17 protein-coding genes, 3 tRNA genes, 2 rRNA genes and 1 riboswitch are annotated in these 23,371 nt (G+C 40.1%); of the genes, 3 read left to right on the top strand and 19 right to left on the bottom strand.

Annotation, left to right across the window (positions count from 1 at the left end; genetic code table 11):
• From Q0507_RS07470 to Q0507_RS07455, 4 genes are all read right to left on the bottom strand, one after another.
• A partial coding sequence (locus Q0507_RS07470; protein WP_298714608.1) for an inorganic phosphate transporter occupies positions 1 to 868 on the bottom strand: 868 nt, incomplete at its 3' end.
• Entirely contained in the window at positions 861 to 1,490 is a 630-nt protein-coding gene (locus Q0507_RS07465) for a DUF47 domain-containing protein (RefSeq protein WP_298714605.1), read from the bottom strand. The genes Q0507_RS07470 and Q0507_RS07465, both read right to left, overlap by 8 nt.
• Before the next feature lie 242 nt (positions 1,491 to 1,732).
• A complete protein-coding gene (locus Q0507_RS07460; RefSeq protein ID WP_298714602.1) occupies positions 1,733 to 3,202 on the bottom strand; it encodes a [FeFe] hydrogenase, group A in 1,470 nt (489 codons plus the stop codon).
• 132 nt (positions 3,203 to 3,334) lie between these two features.
• Entirely contained in the window at positions 3,335 to 5,350 is a 2,016-nt protein-coding gene (locus tag Q0507_RS07455; protein WP_298714599.1) for an ABC-F family ATP-binding cassette domain-containing protein, read from the bottom strand.
• A gap of 112 nt (positions 5,351 to 5,462) precedes the next feature.
• On the opposite strand from Q0507_RS07455, the gene Q0507_RS07450 reads away from it, so the two are divergent.
• Positions 5,463 to 5,783: a hypothetical protein gene (locus tag Q0507_RS07450; RefSeq protein WP_298714596.1), complete on the top strand. Its 321-nt coding sequence runs from the start codon at positions 5,463 to 5,465 to the stop codon at positions 5,781 to 5,783.
• A 43-nt stretch (positions 5,784 to 5,826) separates the two neighbouring features.
• Here the strand turns inward: Q0507_RS07450 and Q0507_RS07445 are convergent, their stop codons facing one another.
• The 11 genes from Q0507_RS07445 to Q0507_RS07395 all read right to left on the bottom strand — a co-directional run bounded on the left by Q0507_RS07445 (position 5,827) and on the right by Q0507_RS07395 (position 20,814).
• On the bottom strand, positions 5,827 to 6,981 hold the full coding sequence (locus tag Q0507_RS07445; RefSeq protein WP_298714594.1) for an MGDG synthase family glycosyltransferase: 1,155 nt from the start codon (positions 6,979 to 6,981) through the stop codon (positions 5,827 to 5,829).
• Between the two features lie 82 nt (positions 6,982 to 7,063).
• Positions 7,064 to 7,363 (bottom strand): HU family DNA-binding protein, encoded by a 300-nt coding sequence (locus tag Q0507_RS07440; protein ID WP_004696710.1) that lies wholly within the window; start codon positions 7,361 to 7,363, stop codon positions 7,064 to 7,066.
• Between the two features lie 51 nt (positions 7,364 to 7,414).
• Complete coding sequence (mazG, locus tag Q0507_RS07435) at positions 7,415 to 8,185, bottom strand: nucleoside triphosphate pyrophosphohydrolase (RefSeq protein ID WP_298714591.1); 771 nt, start codon at positions 8,183 to 8,185, stop codon at positions 7,415 to 7,417.
• Positions 8,169 to 9,776 carry a polysaccharide biosynthesis protein gene (locus tag Q0507_RS07430; protein WP_298714589.1) on the bottom strand — a complete coding sequence of 536 codons (1,608 nt, stop codon included), beginning with the start codon at positions 9,774 to 9,776 and terminating at the stop codon, positions 8,169 to 8,171. Before Q0507_RS07430 ends, mazG begins: the two co-directional genes overlap by 17 nt.
• On the bottom strand, positions 9,773 to 13,069 hold the full coding sequence (mfd, locus tag Q0507_RS07425; protein WP_298714586.1) for a transcription-repair coupling factor: 3,297 nt from the start codon (positions 13,067 to 13,069) through the stop codon (positions 9,773 to 9,775). Before mfd ends, Q0507_RS07430 begins: the two co-directional genes overlap by 4 nt.
• Before the next feature lie 186 nt (positions 13,070 to 13,255).
• Positions 13,256 to 13,340 (bottom strand) — tRNA-Leu (locus Q0507_RS07420).
• 368 nt (positions 13,341 to 13,708) lie between these two features.
• Positions 13,709 to 13,881, bottom strand: a riboswitch (cobalamin riboswitch).
• A gap of 137 nt (positions 13,882 to 14,018) precedes the next feature.
• The gene (locus Q0507_RS07415; RefSeq protein ID WP_298714583.1) at positions 14,019 to 15,134 is read right to left on the bottom strand and encodes an ABC transporter permease; all 1,116 of its coding nucleotides are present in this window, start codon (positions 15,132 to 15,134) and stop codon (positions 14,019 to 14,021) included.
• A complete protein-coding gene (locus tag Q0507_RS07410) occupies positions 15,134 to 16,246 on the bottom strand; it encodes an ABC transporter permease (protein ID WP_298714580.1) in 1,113 nt (370 codons plus the stop codon). The genes Q0507_RS07415 and Q0507_RS07410 overlap by 1 nt, the downstream gene beginning before the upstream one ends.
• Complete coding sequence (locus Q0507_RS07405; RefSeq protein ID WP_298714578.1) at positions 16,243 to 18,042, bottom strand: ATP-binding cassette domain-containing protein; 1,800 nt, start codon at positions 18,040 to 18,042, stop codon at positions 16,243 to 16,245. The genes Q0507_RS07410 and Q0507_RS07405 overlap by 4 nt, the downstream gene beginning before the upstream one ends.
• A gap of 9 nt (positions 18,043 to 18,051) precedes the next feature.
• Positions 18,052 to 19,092, bottom strand: coding sequence for an efflux RND transporter periplasmic adaptor subunit (locus tag Q0507_RS07400; protein WP_298714570.1), 1,041 nt, complete (start codon positions 19,090 to 19,092; stop codon positions 18,052 to 18,054).
• Positions 19,093 to 19,113: 21 nt separating this feature from the next.
• Positions 19,114 to 20,814, bottom strand: a complete 1,701-nt coding sequence (locus Q0507_RS07395) for an efflux transporter outer membrane subunit (protein WP_298714567.1) — start codon at positions 20,812 to 20,814, stop codon at positions 19,114 to 19,116.
• 174 nt (positions 20,815 to 20,988) lie between these two features.
• Here Q0507_RS07395 and Q0507_RS07390 point away from each other — a divergent pair, with 174 nt between their 5' ends.
• Both Q0507_RS07390 and Q0507_RS07385 read left to right on the top strand, forming a co-directional pair.
• A complete protein-coding gene (locus Q0507_RS07390; protein WP_298714564.1) occupies positions 20,989 to 21,267 on the top strand; it encodes a helix-turn-helix domain-containing protein in 279 nt (92 codons plus the stop codon).
• A 15-nt stretch (positions 21,268 to 21,282) separates the two neighbouring features.
• Entirely contained in the window at positions 21,283 to 21,603 is a 321-nt protein-coding gene (locus Q0507_RS07385) for a TM2 domain-containing protein (protein ID WP_298714561.1), read from the top strand.
• Between the two features lie 111 nt (positions 21,604 to 21,714).
• On the opposite strand, the gene Q0507_RS07380 is transcribed toward Q0507_RS07385, so the two are convergent.
• From Q0507_RS07380 to Q0507_RS07365, 4 genes are all read right to left on the bottom strand, one after another.
• Positions 21,715 to 21,791, bottom strand: a tRNA-Arg gene (locus Q0507_RS07380).
• A gap of 112 nt (positions 21,792 to 21,903) precedes the next feature.
• Positions 21,904 to 21,979, bottom strand: a tRNA-Trp gene (locus Q0507_RS07375).
• Positions 21,980 to 22,754: 775 nt separating this feature from the next.
• Positions 22,755 to 22,871, bottom strand: a 5S ribosomal RNA gene (rrf, locus tag Q0507_RS07370).
• 75 nt (positions 22,872 to 22,946) lie between these two features.
• Positions 22,947 to 23,371 (bottom strand): 23S ribosomal RNA (locus Q0507_RS07365); the annotation flags it as partial.

Raw genomic sequence — 23,371 nt, 5'->3', positions numbered from 1 at the left:
AACCTACACCTAGTAAAGAACCACTTACAACATGTGTAGTACTTACAGGCAAATGCAGGAATGTAGCTGTAAAAATAGTAATGGCAGAGTTCAAATCTGCAGCAAAGCCATTAATTGTTTCTAGTTTGAAAATTTTAGTACCCATAGTGGAAATAATTTTCCAACCACCGGCTGCAGTACCTAATGCCATTGCAGTAGCACAACATAACTTAACCCATAAAGGTACGTCTAATGTATCAATATAACCGCCACTAAGCAATGTTAACGTAATGATACCCATCGCCTTTTGCGCGTCATTAGAACCATGAGAAAAGGCCATCATAACGGCAGATACAATTTGCATGGATCTAAATCTATCATTTAATACGATTGGAGAAAATCTACCAAAGATGAGAAGCAAAACTTTCATCACAATATAGCCCCCAATCATGGCTACGATTGGCGATAAAATGAGGGATAAGAAAATTTTTAATATACCTGCCTCATTTAGAGCATCAAAACCTACAGACCAACCTACGGCACCGATGATACCACCGATAAGCGCATGGGACGAAGAACTAGGAATACCCCAATACCAAGTTAATAAATTCCATGTTATGGCACCAATAAGGGCTGCTGCAATGATGCTACTATTGATGAGAGATGCAGACATAACGATGTCGCCACCGATTGTCTTCGCAACACCGGTACTAACCATGGCGCCCAAGAAGTTAAGCGCTGCAGTCATCATAATCGCCTTTTTAGGCGCAATAGCTCGAGTTGAAACGGAGGTAGCAATAGCATTCGCTGTATCGTGAAAGCCATTGATATAGTCGAAAGCTAATGCTAAAAAGACTACTAGCCATACTAAATAATGAGCATCAAGCATACTTCAATACTACCCGGCGGAATGTACCAACCAAATCCTCGCAACCATCGATTACATCTTCCATGGAACTAAGGATTTCCTTCCATTTGATAATTTCAATTGGATCTTTGCACTCTGTAAAAAGCTTAGCCATTTCTTCGTGGTAAATATTATCCGCTTCAGACTCAAGTTTCAATACTTGGTGAACACGACCTTCTACCTTCACATGGTCCTTTTTTAGGCTACCCATATAACCAATAGATTTGTTGATATGCTTAACGCATTTAACAACGATTTCACTCATACGAATAGCACCATCGCTTGGTTTACCAACGTGATACATAACCATTTTATCCATGATTTCTTTGATATTATCCAATGTAGTATCCAGTTGATCAATTAAAAGCTGAATATCTTCACGATCCATTGGAGTGATGAATGTTTTGCGCAAACGCTCTACAGTTTCGTTTACTAATTCATCGGCCGCTTTTTCCTTTGTATCAATTTCAAGAAAAGCCTCTTCTTTAGAGATATCGCCTTTAAACACACGTTCCATCATTTCTGCACTTTCATAAGTAAGCGCAGCATGTTTTTCCAAAATACTGAAAAATTTTTCTTCTTTTCCTTTTAATTTAAAAGCCATGAAGATCCTCCCGAAACAGTATTGATTGCTTCTATATTAATAATTTAATTATAGCACACTAAAGGTAATTCCTAAACCAATTTACCAATCTCTATATTTTAACCCCTATACGTATATGGCATATGTATTATCCACTTCTGCGAAAGCCGGTAAAGCAAAAAAGCAGCTAGCTGAGTAAAACATCAACTATCTGCTTTATATATTTGTTAATTACCTTAGTGCTTTATATTAACCATTAATTATTAGCTGTTAGCTTCCGCCGCTGCTTTAGCCGCATCTGCTGCCTTTTTCAAGTTAGGCACAGATGTAGGGCATGTAGCAGGTGTGCAAGCACCGTTAGGACCTAAGTCTTCAGCACGACTCACAAAGGTAGTATGCAACATGTGATGTGCTTTGTGGCTCATAGGTTTGCCATCAAAGAACTCAGCATACAATTTTTGAATATCTGGATTATCACAAGCTGCTTTTACCGTTACTTCCGCATCGCGAGTATACAAGGATGCAATACGAGCTTCACGAGCTTTGTCAGCCATCGGTAATTTAACGCGTGGTTGACCACCACCACCGATACAGCCACCACGACAAGCCATTACTTCGATGAAGTCATAATGGATATTTTCTGCACGCATGCGTTCGATGAACTTACGCAAATTACCGGTACCATGAACTGCCGCTACATGTAATGTTTTATCGCCAATCACTACGTCCGCTTCACGCGCACCGTCCATGCCGCGAATAGCTTCGAATGGAATCAATGTTTCAGGTGCATCTTCACCTGTCGCCATTTTGTAAGCCGCACGCATAGCCGCTTCCATAACGCCACCAGTGTTACCGAAGATGATACCACCACCAGAGGCTTCGCCCATCAATGGGTCAAAAGCAGAATCTTCAAGATCATCGAAGTTGATTTCTTCTGCGCGCAACCATTTTGCAAGTTCCCGTGTAGTAATACAGTAGTCTGTATCGCGCATTTCTGGTGTATTCCAGTATTCCGCGGAGGAATTCATTTCATCGCGACGAATTTCAAATTTCTTAGCTGTACATGGTGTTACTGCAACAGCCACGATTTGTTTTGCATCAAGGCCCATTTTTTCAGCAAAGTATGTTTTTTGTGTAGGCGCTTGCATAGCAATTGGGCTCTTAGCCGTAGATAGGTTTGGCAAGAATTCTGGATAGAATGTTTCCGCAAACTTAACCCAAGCAGGACAACAAGATGTGAATTGAGGCAATACTGCATCACTATTAATAACACGTTCTAATAACTCAGATGCTTCTTCCATGATAGTCATGTCCGCACCAAAGTTTGTATCAAGGATATAGTCGCCACCCAATTTACGAAGAGCGGCTACCATTTTACCTTCTACAAATGTACCAGCCTCAAGGCCGAATTCCTCGCCCAAACCAACACGCACGGCAGGCGCAGTTTGGAAAATGACGATTTTATTAGGGTCAGCAATAGCTGCTTTTACTTCATCAATTTCAGAGCGTTCATTAATGGAATCGAACGGGCAAATAGATGCACATTGACCACAATGAATACAAATTGGATGATCTCCATTAGTTGTTAAATCATAATAATCAAATACACCCATGTCTACAGCACAAGCTTTACGACATAAGGAGCAGTTTTTACATTTAGTTAAATCTTGTACTAATGCAATATTTCCGTCTTCAATTGGTACGCGACGGTCTAAAAATTGGTACTTACTCATGAGTTCCTCCTACTTAGGTAACGTTGTTATCGTTAATCGTAGAAATTATACTATACATTGTGAGTTTTATCAATAAACTTACACGTAATTCCTTTGCATAGCAGATATTAAAAAATGGCATGATAAAAGGAATTATAGGCGTTCCTCTAATTCTATCCACCGTTCAGTGAGCGCATCTATTTGGGCCTGTGTTTCTTCTCGTTCCTCCATCAGTGACTGCATTTTTTCATAATCAGTAGCCACTTGGCTTATCATAACATCGAGGCCTTTTACTAAATGTTCTAGCTTTGGCAATTCATCCATAATTTTGGCATACTCCGCTTCCTCTGCTTTATTGAGGCCCTTCTTTAGTATTGCTTTGAAAGTATCTGTTTCACCAACCGCTACTACATTGTCATTTCCAAAGATATCTGACGTATTTGATTGATTGTCAACAGAGTCATCGGTATCAGCCTCTCCACCTTCTACAGCTCGTACGGCTTTGGAATTAGCCGGTATATTATCATTTGGCATATAGAATGGGCGCTTGCTGCCACTACTTTCATCAAGAGCATCCTTGTAGTCAGAATAGGAGCCATGAACGATTTCAATATGCCCATCGCCGGTAAAGACAAATAATTTATCTACTACGCGGTCTAGGAAGTACCGATCGTGACAAACTGTAATGATGACGCCACTAAAGGAGTCAAGGAAATCCTCTAATACCTCCAATGTTGGAATATCAAGATCATTCGTCGGTTCGTCCAGCAATAATACGTTAGGGGCGCTCATCAACAATTTTAAGAGGTATAAACGACGACGTTCCCCGCCAGAGAGTTTTCGAATCGGTACACCATGTAATTCTGGGGTAAAAAGGAATCGCTCAAGGATTTGTCCTGCGCTCAATGTAGATCCATCAGCGAGTACCATATAAGAGTGGTCCTCACGAATATAATCGAGAACGCGCATATCTTCATCAAATTCAGGTAGCTCTTGTTTAAAATGAGCAATGCGAACGGTCTCACCTTTACCGATAGTGCCTCTCGTCGCTTCGTAGGTGCCATCAAGGATATTCATAAAGGTAGACTTACCAACACCATTGGGCCCTACTATACCGATACGATCATGGCGTACCACGTGATAGGTAAAGTCCTTAATCATAGGACGTTCATCAAAATAAAACTCTAAATGCTCAATATCAAAGATGGTTTTTCCTAAACGTGTCTTCAGCGCAATAGGATCCATTTGATCCGGACGACGGGTTTTCTCCATATTCTTTAATTTTTCGTAACGGTCAAGACGAGCCTTTTGTTTTGTAGTTCTAGCCAGAGCACCACGACGTACCCATTCGATTTCTCGTTTTAAAAATTGACGTCGTTTTTCTTCCGTAGCAGCTTCACGAGCCTCTCGATCTGCTTTCAAAACGATAAACTCTTCGTAATTACCATCATATTGATACATACGACGATTAGATAGCTCTAAAATACCATTACATACGGAATCCAGGAAATATCTGTCATGGGTACTAATTAATAATCCTCCTTGGCGAGCACTCAAATACGACTCCAGCCAATCGATACTATCTTCATCCAAATGGTTAGTCGGTTCATCTAGCAATAATAAATCACATGGATATAGCAATGCTTGCCCCAATGCAAGACGACGCTTTTGCCCCCCTGACAACACGGCTACCTTCTGTTCCACCTCAGGAAAACCCAGTTTAGATAAAATAATACGCGCCTCTTGTTCTACCTGCCACCCGTCTTGTTGATCCATTTGCTCCAATGCATTCATATAGTTACGAGACAATTTAGCATCATCACTACCAGACTCTTGCATTTGGCGGTACTCACGACTAATACGTTCAAAGGCTTTTACCATTTGCAACCGAGGATGATCTCCATCAAGAACGGCTTCTAATAAGGTAGATTCCGCATCAAAATCAGGTGTCTGCGCTAAGTAATGAATGCTAGCCTTACCATTACGCTCAATGATACCTTTATCAGCTTCCATTTGCCCTGCTAATATTTTTAGAAATGTAGACTTACCCGTTCCGTTGATGCCCACAAGACCTAATCGTTTTTCCGTTGTAAAAGTAATATTCACATCTTTAAACAACAGCCTTGTGCCATATGATTTTTCTATGTTCTGTAAACTAATAACATTCATGTTCCGCTCCTATTTTGTAATTCTGTTATTTATTATACTACACATTACCATTGACAGTAACAGGCGCCCTCAGTAGAATAAACGTAACATATATATTCATGAGGAGGTCCACATGGCGACGGATATCGTTTTAGACTTTTATGAAAGTATCAACTTTGAACTTATCGACATTGATGGGTATGACACATTATTTACTGAGCTCTTAGAGGATGGCACTTATGCAACTGTGTCCGATGATGACGGCTATATGCTAGAGGACTTAGAGGCACCAATCGTATTCAATGTATACGACGATAATGACTCCTTCCAATGGAGTGTTACCCTTGATGACTCCTACCAATTAAAAGATTTATTGGATGGTGCCGAAAGTACAGATGCTTTTCTGGCTACTTTGCAAAAACTTCGACAAGAACATATTGAACAATATCAATAAAAAAAAGCGATGGCCTTTTAGGTCATCGCTTTTTTTACGCTGATTAGCTAAGAGCCTCTTCAGCTTTTACCAATTCATCTTGTGTACTAGCATCTAAGATTTCAATGAGACTATTTACGATATCAGCAGCCCCATCCACCTGCCATTCACGAGCACGCTCAGACATTTGTTGTAGTCGCGGAGAATTAATTAAAAGTGCAGTTACCACATCTTCTAAGTTGTGAATATCACGAGCCCAGCGGGCACAACCTCGTTGCTCTAATAATTCTGCATTGGCCTCTTCTTGTCCCGGAATAGCATTAAAGAATACCATCGGCAATCCAATTGTAACAGCCTCCATACACGTTAACGCACCAGGCTTTGTAACGAGCAAAGACGATGATTTCATAAGCTCTGAAATGTTTGTGGTATACCCATATACAGTAGTCTTTGTTTTCATGGAAACACTAAGGACAACTAAGGATTCATAGAGAGATGTATTTTGGCCGGCTACGACTGTAATTTCATCAATACCATTTACTTCATCTAAATGCTGTAACGCCGTTTCTAGAGAGCCTAAACCAAGTCCACCGCCCATAACGAGTACTTTCACAGGTTCCTCTAAGCTATACTCTTCAATTGCATCACGGAAAAAGGAACGACGCACAGGAATGCCAGATACATGGATGCGAGATTCATCGATACCAGAAGCTACCATTTCAGTTACCATAGACTCTGTGGCTACATAGTAAGTATCGATCTGTGGGTAGAGCCAAAACTGATGGCTACTAAAATCTGTCATAATAGCCACTAGCGGTACATCAATATGACCTTGACGCTTTAAAATCGATGCAGCCCCACAAGGAAATGGATGCGTAAAGACCATTACATCTGGCTCTTCTTGTTGTACTAACTTGAGCATGCGACTTTTTAATAGGTACGATAATGCAGTTTGCATAATAGTACCTCGTTTTTCCCCTTTTGATACGCGATAAATCATGTCATAGAGCATGGGGAATACGTCAATCATCTTGATATAGGTACCCTTGATTAAATGCTCTACAGACATAGTTTCTGTATCAAGAAAATCAACATGGGTAATCGATGCTTGCGGCTCTTTTTCTTTCCAATATTCTTCTATGGCTCTTGCGGCCTGCATATGTCCAGTCCCGATTGAGGCGGACACAATGAGAACCTTCCGTGATGTATCGTTATTCATAATGCACCCTTTCTCTGTGCATTATACCATAAATAGATAAAAAAAAGAGACCTCGAAGGGTCTCTTTCATATCCAATATGGATTATTTTTTGCGTTTTTTAGCTTTTGCAGCGTTAACTTGTTCTTTCAAACCTTTACCAGCTTTGAATGCAGGGGATTTGGAAGCTGCAATTGTGATAGTTTTACCGTTTTGTGGGTTACGGCCTTCACGAGCTGCACGTTCACGAACTTCGAAAGTACCGAAGCCGATAACTTGTACTTTACCACCAGCTGCTAATTCTTGAGCAACTGTGTCAAATACAGCTTTTACCGCTTTTTCAGCGTCTTTTTTAGTTAATTCAGTTTTTTGTGCAACACTTGCGATTAATTCTGTTTTGTTCATGACAGAACCTCCTTAAAAATACAATACCTTAGAAGTATGCAAACCTCCAGGCTACTTTTCCTGCACTTTAGCCTCCTCCCAAAAAGCATCCAGCTCAGCTAATGAAAAGTTTTCCCATGAGCGATCGCTTTGGTTAACACAAGCTTCTACATGTAAAAAACGCTGTCGGAACTTTGTGTTTGTGCGATTTAGTGCATTTTCACCGCTTATTTTATACCATCTGAATAGATTAATCAAGGAGAAAAGCACATCTCCTGCTTCTTTTTCCATATTTTCTCTATTATTTTGATCAATAGCCTCCTTAAATTCCCCCATTTCTTCGGAAACTTTAGCCCAAACAGGATCGAGCTCGTCCCAGTCAAAACCTAGCTTCGCGGCCTTTTCTTGAAGCTTGCAAGCAGCTACTAAAGCAGGCAAACTTTTAGAAACACCATCTAATACAGAATTTTGTATATTTTTCTTTTCTTGAGCCTTTAATTCATCCCAAGTGTATGATTTTTCATTTTTTTCTGGGTTAAAAACACGAGGATGACGACTAATCATTTTTTCAGTAACATCATTAATTACATCTTGCAACGTAAAATGACCAGCTTCCTCTGCCAATTGACTGTGAAAGACAACTTGTAATAATACATCGCCTAGTTCTTCACGAAGATTAGGCATATCTTTATTATCAATGGCATCTACTACTTCATAGGTTTCCTCTATAAAATAGCGACGTAAGGATTCATGCGTTTGCTTTTGATCCCATGGGCAACCATTTGGTGCACGTAAAGCTTTCACTACGTCGACTAAGGGTTGCACATCAGTATTGTTCTTCATATAGCTTTGCCTCCTCCCTATTGCGTCGAGCTTGTAAGCGCTTGCCAATAATCGGGAAATGGTACATATCGTCTTTTACTACAGCTTTAGTAAGCCATAACGATAAACAATATACCAAAATAGCCACTACAATTGCTGCAGCCACCGCACCACCATTGCCTAATAATTCAACAGTGCTCGCATAAATAACTTGTGTAGCGCCGCCCATAGCCATGGCGGATACTACTATTTTTAATAATTCTAATTTATTGAGTACCGAACCTACATATTTTTTTACAAATATATAGTTGATAAACGCTGCAATGGCAAAGTTAAAATTCGTCGCCCAAGCCGCACCATTAATACCTAGCTCAACAGTACCCGTCAATTTATAATCTAAAAAAGTCTTTGCTAATAAGCCAATAAAAATCGACACCATAGGAATCACGGTTCTGCCTAAACCTTGTAAAACCCCTGCAGTAATCTGCTGCCATCCGAGGAAAACAATACTCAAACTAATAACAGCGATAACTGGTCCGGCATGAGGTGTTGCATATATCAACTGTGATATTGGTGTAGCTAACACACAAAGTCCGATACAAGCTGGAATAGTGAACATATTGGCAATTTTAATAGCCGTCTCCGCCCGTTGCACGATACGATGTACATTGCCTTGAGTATGTGCCTCAGATACGGCAGGTACAAGACTAGCCGCTAAGGAGGTAGTTAAAATAATCGGTAACCCAATCAAAGATGTTGCCATCCCCGTGAGATAGCCAAATTGCGTCGTTGCTTCATTGAGATAGTATCCAATATCCATCAATCGTTTTGGCACGATAAATGTATCTATTAGCGATACCATAGGAAGCATAATATTCGCCATAGAAACAGGTATAGCTAGGCTAAACAAGCGTTTAATCACGGTACTGTTACTTTCACTAATTACATTAGGATTCTGTTGTGAAAGCATCTGCTCACGGATATTCCGTTGTCGATAGTAAAAGTAAATTAATACGAGTAAGCCCGCCAATACGCCGGGAAATGTAGCAAAGGTTGCACCACCTGCCGCCAAATGGAGTCCACGATCAATGAAGTAGTATGCCAAACCTACCATAGAAGACACGCGGAAGATTTGTTCAAACACTTGACTCGTACCAGTAGGTACCATATATTGGAAACCTTGGAAATACCCTCTAAAACAGCTGAGGATAGTCACTACAAAAATGGCTGGAGATAATAGCTGAATGGCAATTAAAGCACGTGGATCGGTGATGATTTGATTATCTACGAGCCATTGTGCACTACCATATAAGGCCAAACTGAACACAAGACCTAAAATAGCGAGTACCCTTAATGATACAGAAAATACTTGTTGTACGCCTCGCATATCATCATTAGCGAGCTTTTCCGCAATCATGATAGATATAGCTACAGGAATACCTGCAGCAGAAATACTAACGATAATTTGATAGATTGGATAGGCCATCATATATAGGCCAATCCCTTCACCACCTAAAATCCGTGCGATAAGAACTTTACTAAACGCACCGATGACCTTCACGATAATACCGGCTAAGGTTAAAATCATGGCACCCTTTAAAAATCGATTCATAGGCCCTCCTTAGTCGGTGACTTGAGGCTAAGAGCCTTTATCACCGCTTCCGTAATGGTCAAAATAGAACCTTTCATACCATTAAGGCTCACATATAATGTGGCTGGTTTGGTATCCATAAACTTCATTTTTTTCCATAAATCTTCTCGTACAGCCCCCATATTCCAATCGGCCATTTTAGAATCGTCATGCCAATGGATGGTGAGCTGCTTATCTCTACGGACGATACTCTTAATGCCCAGTAATCGTGCTTGTTCCTTAATTTGAGCAATGCGCAACAAACGGTCTACTGGGTCGGTTGGTGTACCGAAGCGATCAATGAGCTCATCCGTCATATCGTCGAGTTGCTCTTTAGATTTAATATGTAACAATCGTTGGTATACAGAAATCTTACGAGCACTGTCTTTGATATATGCATCGTCAATAAAAGCATCTACCTCTAAGTCGATGGCTGGATCAATGGATACGTCTCGCTCAATCTCTTTATGTTGAGCCTTTGCAATCGCCTCTTCTAACATGCTCACGTACATGCCAAAGCCAACAGATGCGATATTACCATGTTGCTGTGAACCTAAGAGATTACCGGCACCGCGAATTTCTAGATCTCGCATGGCCAACTTAAAACCTGCACCGAGCTCGGTGAACTCTTCAATAGCTTTTAAACGCTTTTCTGCAGCCTCTGAGAGCATTTTATCTGGTCGATACATAAAGTATGCATAGGCACGTCTACGAGAGCGCCCAACGCGACCGCGCATTTGGTATAGTTGAGATAAACCCAAGCGGTCCGCATCATAAATGATGATAGTATTTGCATTAGGAATATCTAATCCGGTTTCAATGATACTCGTGGACAAGAGTACATCATAATGGCCTTCATAGAAATCGGTCATAATCTCCTCAATTTGACGGCCCGTCATCTGTCCATGAGCGATAGCATAGCGTAAATCAGGCAAGGCAGCCGCTAATAGCTCTCCCATATGGTTAATAGATGCAACACGGTTATATACAAAGTAAACCTGTCCGCCCCGCGCCAATTCTCGCTTGATAGCATCGGCAATGAGGTTCATATCATATTCCACCACATAGGTTTGAACTGGCAAGCGCTCCTCTGGCGGAGTATTGATAACAGACATCTCTCGAACCCCAACAAGGGACATATGTAAGGTCCGCGGAATCGGTGTAGCACTCAAGGTGAGTACATCGATATTACTAGCCCACTCTTTCCACTTTTCTTTCTGTGCTACCCCAAAGCGTTGCTCCTCATCTACTACAAGCAAGCCTAAGTCCTTAAATACAACCTTTTTGTTGAGCAATGAATGAGTCCCAATAAGGACATCTATGGAACCATCCTCTACACCTTTAAGAACTTGCTTTTTCTCTGATGTAGTGCGGAATCGATTGAGTACATCTACTTTAACCCCAAATGGAGCAAATCGATTTAAAAAGGTTTGGAAATGTTGCTGTGCTAATACCGTGGTCGGCACAAGTACTGCCACTTGTTTACCGCTCATAACGGCCTTGAAAATGGCACGCATAGCCACTTCCGTTTTACCAAAGCCTACATCACCGGCTAGCAACCGGTCCATTGGAACAGGTCGCTCCATAGACTCTTTAATTTCTGCCGTAGCTTGTAATTGGTCTTCCGTTTCCTCGTATGGGAATGCATCTTCAAACTCTTGCTGCCATGGTTGATCTGGTAAGAATGCAAAGCCTTCTGTGATTTCTCGTTGTGCATATATCTCAACGAGCTTATCTGCCAAATCATCAATGGATTTTTTTGCCTTTGTAACAACCTTACTCCAGTCACGACCACCCATCTTATGAATCTGTGGCACATCACCTTCATTGCCAATATATTTTTGTAGTTGATCTAAATTATTGGCTGGTAAGAATAATTTATCCGTTCCTGCGTAAGCAATTTCAATATAATCACGGTGAAAGCCTTCCGTTTCAATTGTTTTGAGACCAATATACTTGCCAATACCGTGCATACTATGCACCACATAGTCACCAGGCGTTAAATCGGTAAAATAATTGATTTCTTGGCCCTTTTTAGGCTTATTCCGAAGCTTGCGCTTTTGCTGTCCGTAAATATTGCCTTCTACGACAACCACAAGATGGCTATTAGGCAATTCAAAGCCATCTGTTAATAACCCATTTAAAATAACAACGGTATTAGGCTTAGCAATCCATGTGTCACTATGAGTAAATGCAATATGCTCCCCTTCAAGTGCACGCTCAATACCTTCTCGTCGTTGCTGGTTATTTAGTACTAGCACCACTTGATGATGTAAACGATGCCATTGTTTAATTTCATCTGTTAATAGTGGAATTTGACGCTCAAAACTCGTCATCGTCTTCCCTTGAATACCAATAGGGTTAAATCCAGTGAGACCAATAGAGCGTTGTTGCATAAATGTGAAAGCCACTTGATTCATAGAATCTACAGTGCGTTGTAGTTCATTCCAATCACAATGATTTTTACGATGTGTAGGATCTTCTTTTAAGAATTTCTTTAACGCCTCTTGAATACGCCCAGGCTCATCATAAATCAGAGTGCCCTCTTTCACATAAGATAATAAAGTACTGTCCGCATCACTTTTACCAAGAAAGAAAGGCGTCACCGTGTAGGATTCAATTTGCTCAATGGAACGTTGATTCTCAATGGAGAAGAAACGCAATGTATCAATCTCATCGCCAAAGAATTCAATACGAATCGGATGATCACTATTTACAGGATAAATATCCAAAATATCTCCACGCACGGCAAAATGACCACGTTGTTCCACCTGGTCTACGCGTTCATATCCAATTGTTACTAATTGTTCAAGGGCTACATCACGTTCAATTGCATCATTCAAAGCAAAATGCAACGATTGCCCCTTTAAACAGTGAGGAGATACGACATATTGTGTAACCTCTTCAGCATTGGCAATGACTACTGCCGGCTCTTGCCACGCTAACAGTGCTAATGCTCGCATCTGCGCACCTTGGTCTTCAAGACTACGAGCCACAGTCGTAAAGTCTACATGATCTGTTATAGGAAATGATAAAACTGGCACATTAGGCCAGAAAAAAGCTAAATCTCTTTCCCACATTTCTTTATGGTCCTTATCATGGACTACGATGACTACAGGTTTTGTAAGACCTGCAGAAAAGGATTGGCTTAAGAGGAAACTCTTTTGAGATCCGCTAAGACCATATATAACTGACTTCCCCTTTCGCTGAAATGCGTTTAGCCCATCCACAAAGGATGGGTTCTGTGAAAGCAGTTTTGTTAATGTATTATCCATACTGCACCATATAGTATTACTATGATTGTATTAATTAAATAGTTCTAACTCATTTATTATAACATATAACATAGTGGTTAATTATGTACCTATCTTGCTATCAGATTGTATGTGTTTATCGATATGAATATTCATATTAAACCTAATTTAGGCAAAAAAAATACACCTCTAAAGGTGTAATAAAGTTGGTGCGGGAGAAGGGACTTGAACCCCCACGCCGTAAGGCGCCAGATCCTAAGTCTGGTGCGTCTGCCAATTCCGCCACTCCCGCGTCTCAACTGAAATAATAATATCATGTATGGAATTCATCGTCAATCATTTTTTTATGATTTGTATAATGAAAAAGAGACTGACCCAGAATCCGAACTACTAGAACCCTGGGTCAGCCTCTTTTTTAGGATGATGATGAATAAATGCATGCCCTACATTTACCATAAAATATATTAACAGTCATAACATATGTCATGCTGGTAATACCAAGAAGGTAATCCACCATGACCATAGCACGACATTTAGGTCGTATAGAACTAAAATCTAAATCAAATATAATACAATTTAGATCCTATAGAACTAAAAAATCCTTTTTACGGGTACGTAAAAAGGAGCTATTAACTTCTCCTCCCTATCTCTCGTAGGTCAAATGGTGAATGTTGAATAGGCAGTTCTCCTGACTCGGCTTCATCGCTCATCTAGCCTTCCCAGTTTCCCAGTGACTTAATTTAGACTCGCTCGACCATACAGTGGCGGGACCGTGCTGGCATTCAACCAGCTTCTCTATTATGCTTTTCAGCACCTATTCCCAAATATGATGTTTTCTATGCTTTTATTCTAACAGTCCTAATCCATTTCGTCAATACGGCAAAAGCATATTTATTAATAAAAAAAAGCTATGTACTTCTGCCGTATTGTTATAACAGAAATTAATAATTCAACTAGCTAGAAAAAAAACTTATCCCACACGATTTCTAAACAACCACCCCGCCATTGACATAGTAACAATAGTCAAGATAATCATAGGAATAAAGTTAAACCAGATATCCGTCAATCCTGCCCCTTCCAAATAAACCCTTCGCATCGCATCAACAGAAAACCTCATCGGATTTGCATACGTAAGATATTGCAATAGTTTCGGCATGTTGTGAACAGGCGTGATGAGACCCGATAATAACGCTAGAGGAAAAAGAAAGACTAAAACATATACAAGAACTTGCTGCATATTTCTTGCAATAGCCGAAATAGATAATCCTATACCGATACTACTACATATAAATGTAAATAACACCGCATATACGAGAACTATATTTCCACGAAACGGCACTTGAAACCAGAACATAGTCAATAATAACAATACCGTACTTTGAAACATGCCTATTATCATAGGAGGTATAGACTTAGCCACCAAAATCTGTATTGATGATACCGGTGTCACCAATAATTGATCAAAGGTCCCCTGCTCACGCTCTCGCGCCACAGATAATCCTCCCAACATAATAACTTGTGTCATGCTGATTAGAATAACAAGACCGGTCAAAAAAGTCCAAGAAGACTGTTGATTTTCATTATACCAGGTACGAGACTCAAGGATGACCCCCTTATGCTCAGCCCCTAACCAAGTCTCATTGAATTGTGAAATAATTTGCCCCATATAGGCTGCAGTAAGACCTGAAGTCATTGTATTCGTCCCATTTGCAATAACCGTAATAGATGTAGGTTGTCGATGCTTCAATTTTTCTTCAAAATCCTGAGGAATGATAACCGCCATAATAACTTTATTAGAGTCAATAAGAGGCGCTATTGCAGCCGGAGAGTCCACAGATTTATACAAATCAAAAATACCAGATGAGTTGATAGTCGATTCTAATGCAGCCGCCGTCTGTGTATGACTTTCATCAACCAATACATATGGAACCTTATTGAGATTGTATGTTGCGGCATAGCCGAAGAGAAATCCTTGTATAATTACAGGTAAAAGCAAGATTATACGTGTTTTCGGATCTTTAAAGGTGGCTAATAGTTCTTTCCATATGATGGAGACAATTTGATTCCAATACAGACGCCAATTCATTATTCCACCTTCTTCCGCGTAATATAAATCGTCAACATCGTAAAACAAACAGCAAATCCGAGTAATACTGCACTATTTTTAATAATTAAATTCCAATTATTCCCACCCAAGAACAACGACTTCAACAATTCCAAAAAATATGTTGGCGGTAATAGACGTGAAATATATTGAATCACCAAAGGCTGTGAATGTGAATCGAATAAAAATCCCGTCAATATTAAGGCAGGCAAAAAACTAGTAAGGGATGCCACTTGGCATGCTAAGAATTGTTTCTTTGTAAAAGCGGATATGAGTAGCCCCATATTTAAAGAAACAATCAAATACAACGTTGATACCATGCAAATAATCCACAAAGATCCGCGCATAGGCACTTCATAAAAGAAATATGATACACCGAGGCAAAACAATAACCCCAACATGGCCAATACATAATAAGGCACTACCTTAGCCAAGATAATTTCAATGGGTTTAACAGGAGTGACGAACAAAGCCTCAAATGTACCTCGCTCCCATTCTCTGGCCATAACAACAGCCGTGAGAAAAACGGATACAATTGTCATGATAATCATGATAAGTCCTGGGATTAAAAACCAAGTGCTCGTATTTGCCTCATTAAACCACATGCGATAATTCATTGTTATGTACCCACCATGCATGGTGAATGGCAGATTCCTAGCAGCCCACAGATTGATAGCAGCAGTAACATAACTTTGTACACTCATCGCTATTGACGTATCAACGCCATAATAGATTCCTTGCAATTTCCCTTGACCATGTATAAGTTGAGACGAAAAATCTTGTGGAATAACAAGTATGGCATCTACCTTTCGCTTTTCCATCAATAGTTCCGCCGTTTTTCTATCACGGACCGCTATAGGTTGAAAATAATCTGATCCATTTAAGGAATCATATATACTTTGTGCTATTGCATCTTGACGTTCCATCACTACCGCTATCGGTACATGCTTAACATCCAAAGTTATACCCGAACCTATAAGAATAATAAGGAGAATGGGTAATACTACCCCTAATAAAATAGTGCTTAGGTCTCGCAATACTTGCAAAGTTTCCTTATATACCAATGCGGAGAACCGTCTCATAAATCCGTTCATACGTCCCCCTCCTGTTTCCGTTTTTCCAGTATGACAGAGATAAACGCTTCATCCATTGTGTAGGTCTCATTTCCGGCTATCCGTCTGATTTCGTCCGGCGCCCCCAATATGACAAGTTTTCCTGCATCCTGAATCATAATACGATCACAGTATTCCGACTCATCCATAAAATGAGTAGTAACGATTATCGTAGTTCCCCGTTTTGATAAAGCTGTAATCTTCCGCCAGAAATTACGCCGTGTAAGTGGATCAATACCGCTTGTAGGCTCGTCTAAGAAAAGAATTTTAGGTTCATGGATTAATGCTGTGGCCATAGACAAGCGTTGTTTATAACCGCCCGGCAAATCACCTGCCATCATATTTTTCACATCGGTCAAGCGAAATTCCTCAACAACAGCCTCTATACGTTCCTGCTTATTTTGCCCGTAAAGACCATACACACCAGCAAAGAAATTTAAATTTTCCATTACCGTCAAATTTCCATACAAAGAAAATTTTTGTGCTACATATCCGAAATTATTTCGTGCCGCCGTACGAGATCTAACTACATCAACCCCTGCAACTCTCAACTCTCCGCTCGTCACAGGCAATAGACCACACAACATTCGAAATGTCGTTGTCTTTCCAGCTCCATTTGGCCCTAATAACCCAAATACCTCTCCACGATACACCGTAAATGATGTATTTGCTACGGCCGTAAAATCACCGAATTTCCTCACCAAATGAGATACAGAAATTTCTATAGGTTGTTCTGTCACTTCTTTAGAGATCAATAATTTTTTTCGTTCTTCAGCTACTATACTTTCATCAATATGCCAATCAATGCTATCAGAATTTGGTTCTCCCGTTTCTCCCGTAGACGAAGCCTCTTTCAACAACATCATGAAAGTATCCTCTAATCGGCTATGGACAGGTTGTTCCTCCATACCATACTCACTTAACCAAGGAATCAAAGGTAACTCTCGAGTCTTAATGTACCTAACCTTACCCGCATCCGGAACTGCATCTGCCACACAACGAGTATCATCCAACAATGCAGCCTGTACATCTCGCATACACAAAGGTTTCGGTATCTGAACCTGAAAACATCGCCCCTCAGATAGTTGAGTCAATTCATAGGGTGTTCCAGTTGCTAAAAATCGACCTTCATTAAGGATATAAACAGATTTACAACGCTCTGCCTCATCCATGTACGCAGTACTTACCAACACACTAATTCCATCAGTTCTCACTAAAGACTCTAAAATTTCCCATAATTCTCGTCTAGAAAATGGATCAACACCAACTGTAGGCTCATCTAACAATAATAATTCCGGAGAGCGTACCAATGTACATGCTAAGCTGAGTTTTTGTTTCATACCACCTGACAATTTTCCTGCCGGACGCTTAGTAAATTTTGATAGACCTGTCATGTGTAGCAGTTTTTCAAATCGTTCCGCTCTTACGGTCAAAGGAATCCCATGTAAATCTGCATACAGGTTCATATTTTCGCTAACCGATAATTCCTCATACAGTCCAAACTTCTGTGGCATATAACTCAGTCTATCCTGAACCTCTTGCGAATATTTATTCACATCTATACCAAGAACCTGCAAAGAACCAGATGTCGGTTTCTGTAAACCAGCTATTAGCCGAATCAACGTTGTTTTCCCTGCTCCATCGGGTCCAACCAAAGCAGTTAAACATCCTTTCTGAATCCTAAAATCCAAATGGTCCAATGCTATTTTAGGATCAGCTCCGGCAATAGGAAACTCTTTATATAATTGTGACGCTTCAATTGCATATACATCATTCACTGTACACCTCTATATATCAATGGAAACTGTCGCCGGCATACCTAATCGAAGACGATTATCTGAATCATCCACATACACCCTTACTTCATATACAAGTGTCGTACGCACATCCTGTGTCTCTACCGATTTAGGCGTAAATTCCGCCACGGATGAAATATATCCGATTGTACCGCGAATCGGTTCATTCCTATATGTATCTGTCGTCACATCCGCAGCCATACCATTATAAATTTTTCCTAAATCTTGTTCATTTACATATACACGAACCCACTTTTTAGTATTCTCAGCCAACTTAAATACAGGAGTACTTGGTGAAGCCATATCGCCCACTTGTAGCAATCGAGCTGTTATAACACCATCTATAGGCGCAGTCAATACAGTTTGATTTAGTAAGAACTCTTGTCGAGCTAATTCACTCTTCATTGCATCTAATTGTGCTTGTGCCTGAGCGATATCTTCTGGTCTTGGCCCCGCTACAGCGAGATTATAAGCCTGCTGAGCCTCGTTTAATTTAGCTTCCGCCACTTTCACTTTTACCTGTATATCATCTACCGCCTGGCGGCTAACAGCTTTTCCCTTTGAAGCATTATAGGAATTTTGTAACTTTTCAGCCTCCTGTTTCGATTGTAGCAATGCAGCTTCTGCCGATGTCACACGTGCTGACGCTTGAGCAATTTCTTCAGGTCTACTACCCGCCTGTAACTTAGCAACTACAGCTTCCTGTGCCGCAATTGTATCCTTAGCCTGCTGTACGCCAAGATGTCGTTCATCAGAACTTAAATATCCTAGTATCTGCCCCTTACTCACGACCGCACCTTCATCCACTAACAGGTTGGCAATCCGATCACTTCCCCGAAATGCAACATTCACTTCCCGCAGATTCACATTACCTTGCAACACGATGTGATGAGAGGCCATGTACGCTTCGTATTGATTATAAGCATAATATCCTACGCCACCCAAAATTATTAGAAAAGCAATCATTATACCTACGCACTTTTTTTTATTATTCGCCATCCAACGTTTAAGGACTCCAAGTTTCTCTTTCATAATCATTCCCCGTTTCTCATACTATTTCTTAGCATGTGAGTCCGCCTCTGCCTCCTGATTCATGTCCATGGCTTCCCAACCACCGCCTAAGGATTTGAATAAACGAACGGTATCAGCAAACTCTTGTCCCCGACTCATGATATATTGCCGTCTTGCAGACAATACATTTCGTCTCGCATCAAGAACACTTAAGTAGTCACTAATACCAGAGTCAAAATTAGTTTGAGCCAATGATTCCGCTTGCTGCGCAGATTCTATAGCAGATTTCAATTTCTCAGACTTAATATTATCCTGAGATGCATCCGTCACCGCATTTCGGACCTCCCCAACAGCTTTCAAAACAGTCTCTTCGTAAAGTGCCAAGTATTCCTGTTCCTTTTCCGTTTGTACTTTTATATTCTTACGAATAGCACCGGCATTGAAAATAGGCATAGTGATAGATGGTCCTATTCCTATCATTTTACCGATAGCTGAAAGAAGGCCTCCCGATGAAAATGACTCCAAGCCTATACTACCATTTAGTGAAAATCTAGGTTTAAGGTCAGCCTTTGCAGCCTTAGTTTTCTGTTGTTGCGCCGCAATACGCCGTTCCGCCGCCTGAATATCAGGCCTTTGCCGCAAAGCTTCTGCCGGTATTCCTATAAAAATTTGCGGATCCACTGTCGGTAATGAAATATTTTCCATTAACAAAACATCCAGTTCTCCCGGAACCGTTCCCGTTAATATAGAAATAGCAGACATTGTCGACGTAATATTCTTTTTTAATATCGGAATTTCAGCCTTAGTCTGAGATAATACATAAGTAGCCTGTTGTACAGGTAATTCGTTGATAATACCAGACTGATAATTTATCTTAATCAGTTCCAACGCTTCCTGCTGACGCTTCACATCCTCTTCCGTTATGCGCAATTGCTCCTGTAAAGTTCTTAACGACATATACTGTAATGCTGTTTCCGCGCTCAATGATACCCAGGTGGAATATAAATCCGCCTGTGATGCTTGTAACGCATTTGATGCAGCACGTGATTTTGCTTTTTGTCTCCCGAATATATCAATTTCCCATCGCGCATCAATTCCCAATTTACCGGTTTCTACATTTCCTGTCATCTTATCAGGTATAGGCAAATTCTTTATCGCTTCTCGGTCCGAATCCCATTCGCCCTGACCTCTATTAGCCGACCATGAACCGGAAGCATCTAGCCAAGGTAATCGTTGTGCTTCAGCAATTCCCAACTGTAACCGCCCTTGTCTAACTCGAGAACGAGCTACCTCTAACTGCCGATTATTTTTGAGGGTCAAATCAATTAATTGATCCAATACAGGATCGTTAAAAACCTTCCACCAGTGGGCTAATTCTTCTTCACTGACTGCTTTCCCTTCTACAACCTCATACGGTAACGGATGTTTTCCCGCTTCCTCTACCCAAGAATGTTCATTCAATTCTTTAGTTGCTTTTTGTTTCTCTGAAAGCTTAGGCTCTTCAGCAGCAGTGCTCTTTTTCTTCTTTTTTTTGCCATCCTTGTAATACGATGCAATGACAGAACTGCCTTGGTCAGAATCGTCAACAGTTTTTTCAGACCTATGCTGTACTGTCGTATTATCTCGACCTGTTCGATTCGCATCGCCGTTTGATTGACTAAAGCTGATGCCCGCGCTAGCACTCCAAATCCCTAGCGCTAAACATATATAAACAATTAAAAGTTGTTTTCTATTCCTTTTCATAGCAAACCTCTTTTCATTCTTATATATATATATATCCATACATCTATATATTTATCATATAATATAAATCTATTACTTATCAATAATATGAAGTGTTATTACAATCAAACTTGTGTTTTATCGAACTTTCACATAAAATAAAAATGTATTAATATAATTCAAGTGGAGGCGATTATGTATATCGGTGAAATCATTAAAAGCTATCGCGAACAACATAATATGACGATTAAAGAATTCGCAAAAAAATCGAATCTAAGTCAAACTGAAATCAACTTATTAGAAGAATTATTTCAAAGCGATGGAACGACACCTCATCCTGTTGCGATGCGACAAATTAAAAATATAGCAGAAGCCATCGAACAGCCAATCCCCATCATTATGAAGCATATTTCTGCAGATCAAGAAATCGTCGTTAACGTAGTAGCTGAATCTGATCAGCCACATGCGAAATAATACAAAGGAGATTATATGACACCTGATATATTAGCACTTATACAAGATTTAAATGAACAACAAAGAACTTATGTATTAACAGCACAAGCCCGTCAGAAAGAAACGGGAATGGCCTATCTGTTTTGGTTTTTCCTTGGCGTTCATTATTTCTATCTAAACAAACCGGTTATCAACATCATCTATTGGTTAACAGCTGGCGGCTTAGGTATTTGGATGATAATTGACTTATTCCGTATTCCTGGTATGGTTAGAAGTCGTAACAAGGCTATCATGAAGGAAGCAATTGAAGAGGCTAAAAAACTTTATCCTGATGCTCAATCATTAAACTTAGTTTAACGATTAAAGATCATTAGCAAATAAGGACTCTACATAAATGTCTAGAGTCCTTTTAATATATATATAGAAAGCAAAATAAAAAAAGCACCACATTACTGTGATGCTTTAATTTGGTGACCCAGAAGGGATTCGAACCCCTGGCCTTTTGATTCGTAGTCAAACGCTCTATCCAGCTGAGCTACTGAGTCATGTACAAGGTACTCACTTATATTAACATAATGATTGCGGCTACGCAAGCATTTTTTAATATTTTCCGAGTAATTTTATGGACATGCGGTCCGAAGACCGCAATCCAAAGTTTGGCAGGGGCAGTAGGACTTGAACCCACAACCAACGGTTTTGGAGACCGCTACTCTACCAATTGAGCTATACCCCTATGTTCATCAAGCTTTGCTTGATACTTGATTAGTTTAACAAATATTACATACTATGTCAAGAAATAAAGCCTTTTTAATCTATAAAATAATAGTGATTATAAAAGGAAAAGAGCCCTCTTTCAAGGGCTCTTATGTCTACCTAACTTTTACCTTTATATATACGGGAGATGGTATATATAATTAGAGAGTTTTGTATATGTATTGTTTTGTTTATACACAGGGAGAGTATTGTTGTGTATTTAAGTGTTGTTTTATGTGTTGTATTGTTTTGTGTTGTTTGTATTATTTGTAAAAGGGACAGGTAAAAGTTATTAGTAGTAGACCTCCATTTCCTTAGTTGATCTCAATCAACTATAGCTAGTATATAGATAGTTCGTGAAAACATAGTGAAAATGATATGAAATATAAGTAAAACGAGTAATTTTTGGTACATTTTGGTATATTATTAAATATCAAAAAGATAGTTACAAAGCACGTGTTTACTAGGTTAAATAGGGATCTATATAAATAAGTGATAATTCTATGCATGAATAGAATATGTAATAAATAGTAATTATTAAAATTTATAATTAGAGCTCTATTAATTATATAATCTCAATTAACTGAAAAATATAATTAATAAATAATGAAATTTATCCCAAGCCGTCTTATTGATTTATACAGATAGTTTCTACTTGTACAACCTTGGCTGGAGACGGTTCTAGCAGGGTTAGCTAGTCGAAGACTAGCAAAAAGAAAAAGGCCTACCATTCGGTAGACCTTTTTCTTTTCGTTAATCAGCGGCTTCCTATCCTCCCAGGCCGTCTCCAGCCAAGTACTTTCGGCGTTTATGAGCTTAACTACTGTGTTCGAGATGGGAACAGGTGGATCCTCATAGCCATCGCCACTGAATCTGTCAGAGTTTGTACTCTGAAAACCACATAGAAGTATATATATTTGTTGCACATTCTGCTTAATGTTTTTGTTTAAGTAAAGCCCTCGATCGATTAGTACCAGTCAGCTCCAAACCTCACGGCTCTTCCACACCTGGCCTATCTACCATGTCGTCTACATGGGATCTTACTAGCTTATGCTATGAGAAACCTCATCTCAAGGCTGGTTTCACGCTTAGATGCTTTCAGCGTTTATCCGTCCCGAACGTAGCTACCCAACTGTACCCTTGGCAGGATAATTGGTACACCAGCGGTTCGTCCACTCCGGTCCTCTCGTACTAGGAGCAGCCCCCTTCAAGTTTCTTACGCCCGCGATGGATAGGGACCGAACTGTCTCACGACGTTCTGAACCCAGCTCACGTACCACTTTAATCGGCGAACAGCCGAACCCTTGGGACCTACTTCAGCCCCAGGATGTGATGAGCCGACATCGAGGTGCCAAACCTCCCCGTCGATATG

This window comes from uncultured Veillonella sp. (assembly GCF_938010505.1).
GTDB lineage: Bacteria > Bacillota > Negativicutes > Veillonellales > Veillonellaceae > Veillonella.
The sequence above is the reverse complement of the archived record's forward strand: the minus strand, read 5'-3'. Positions and strand labels throughout refer to the sequence as shown.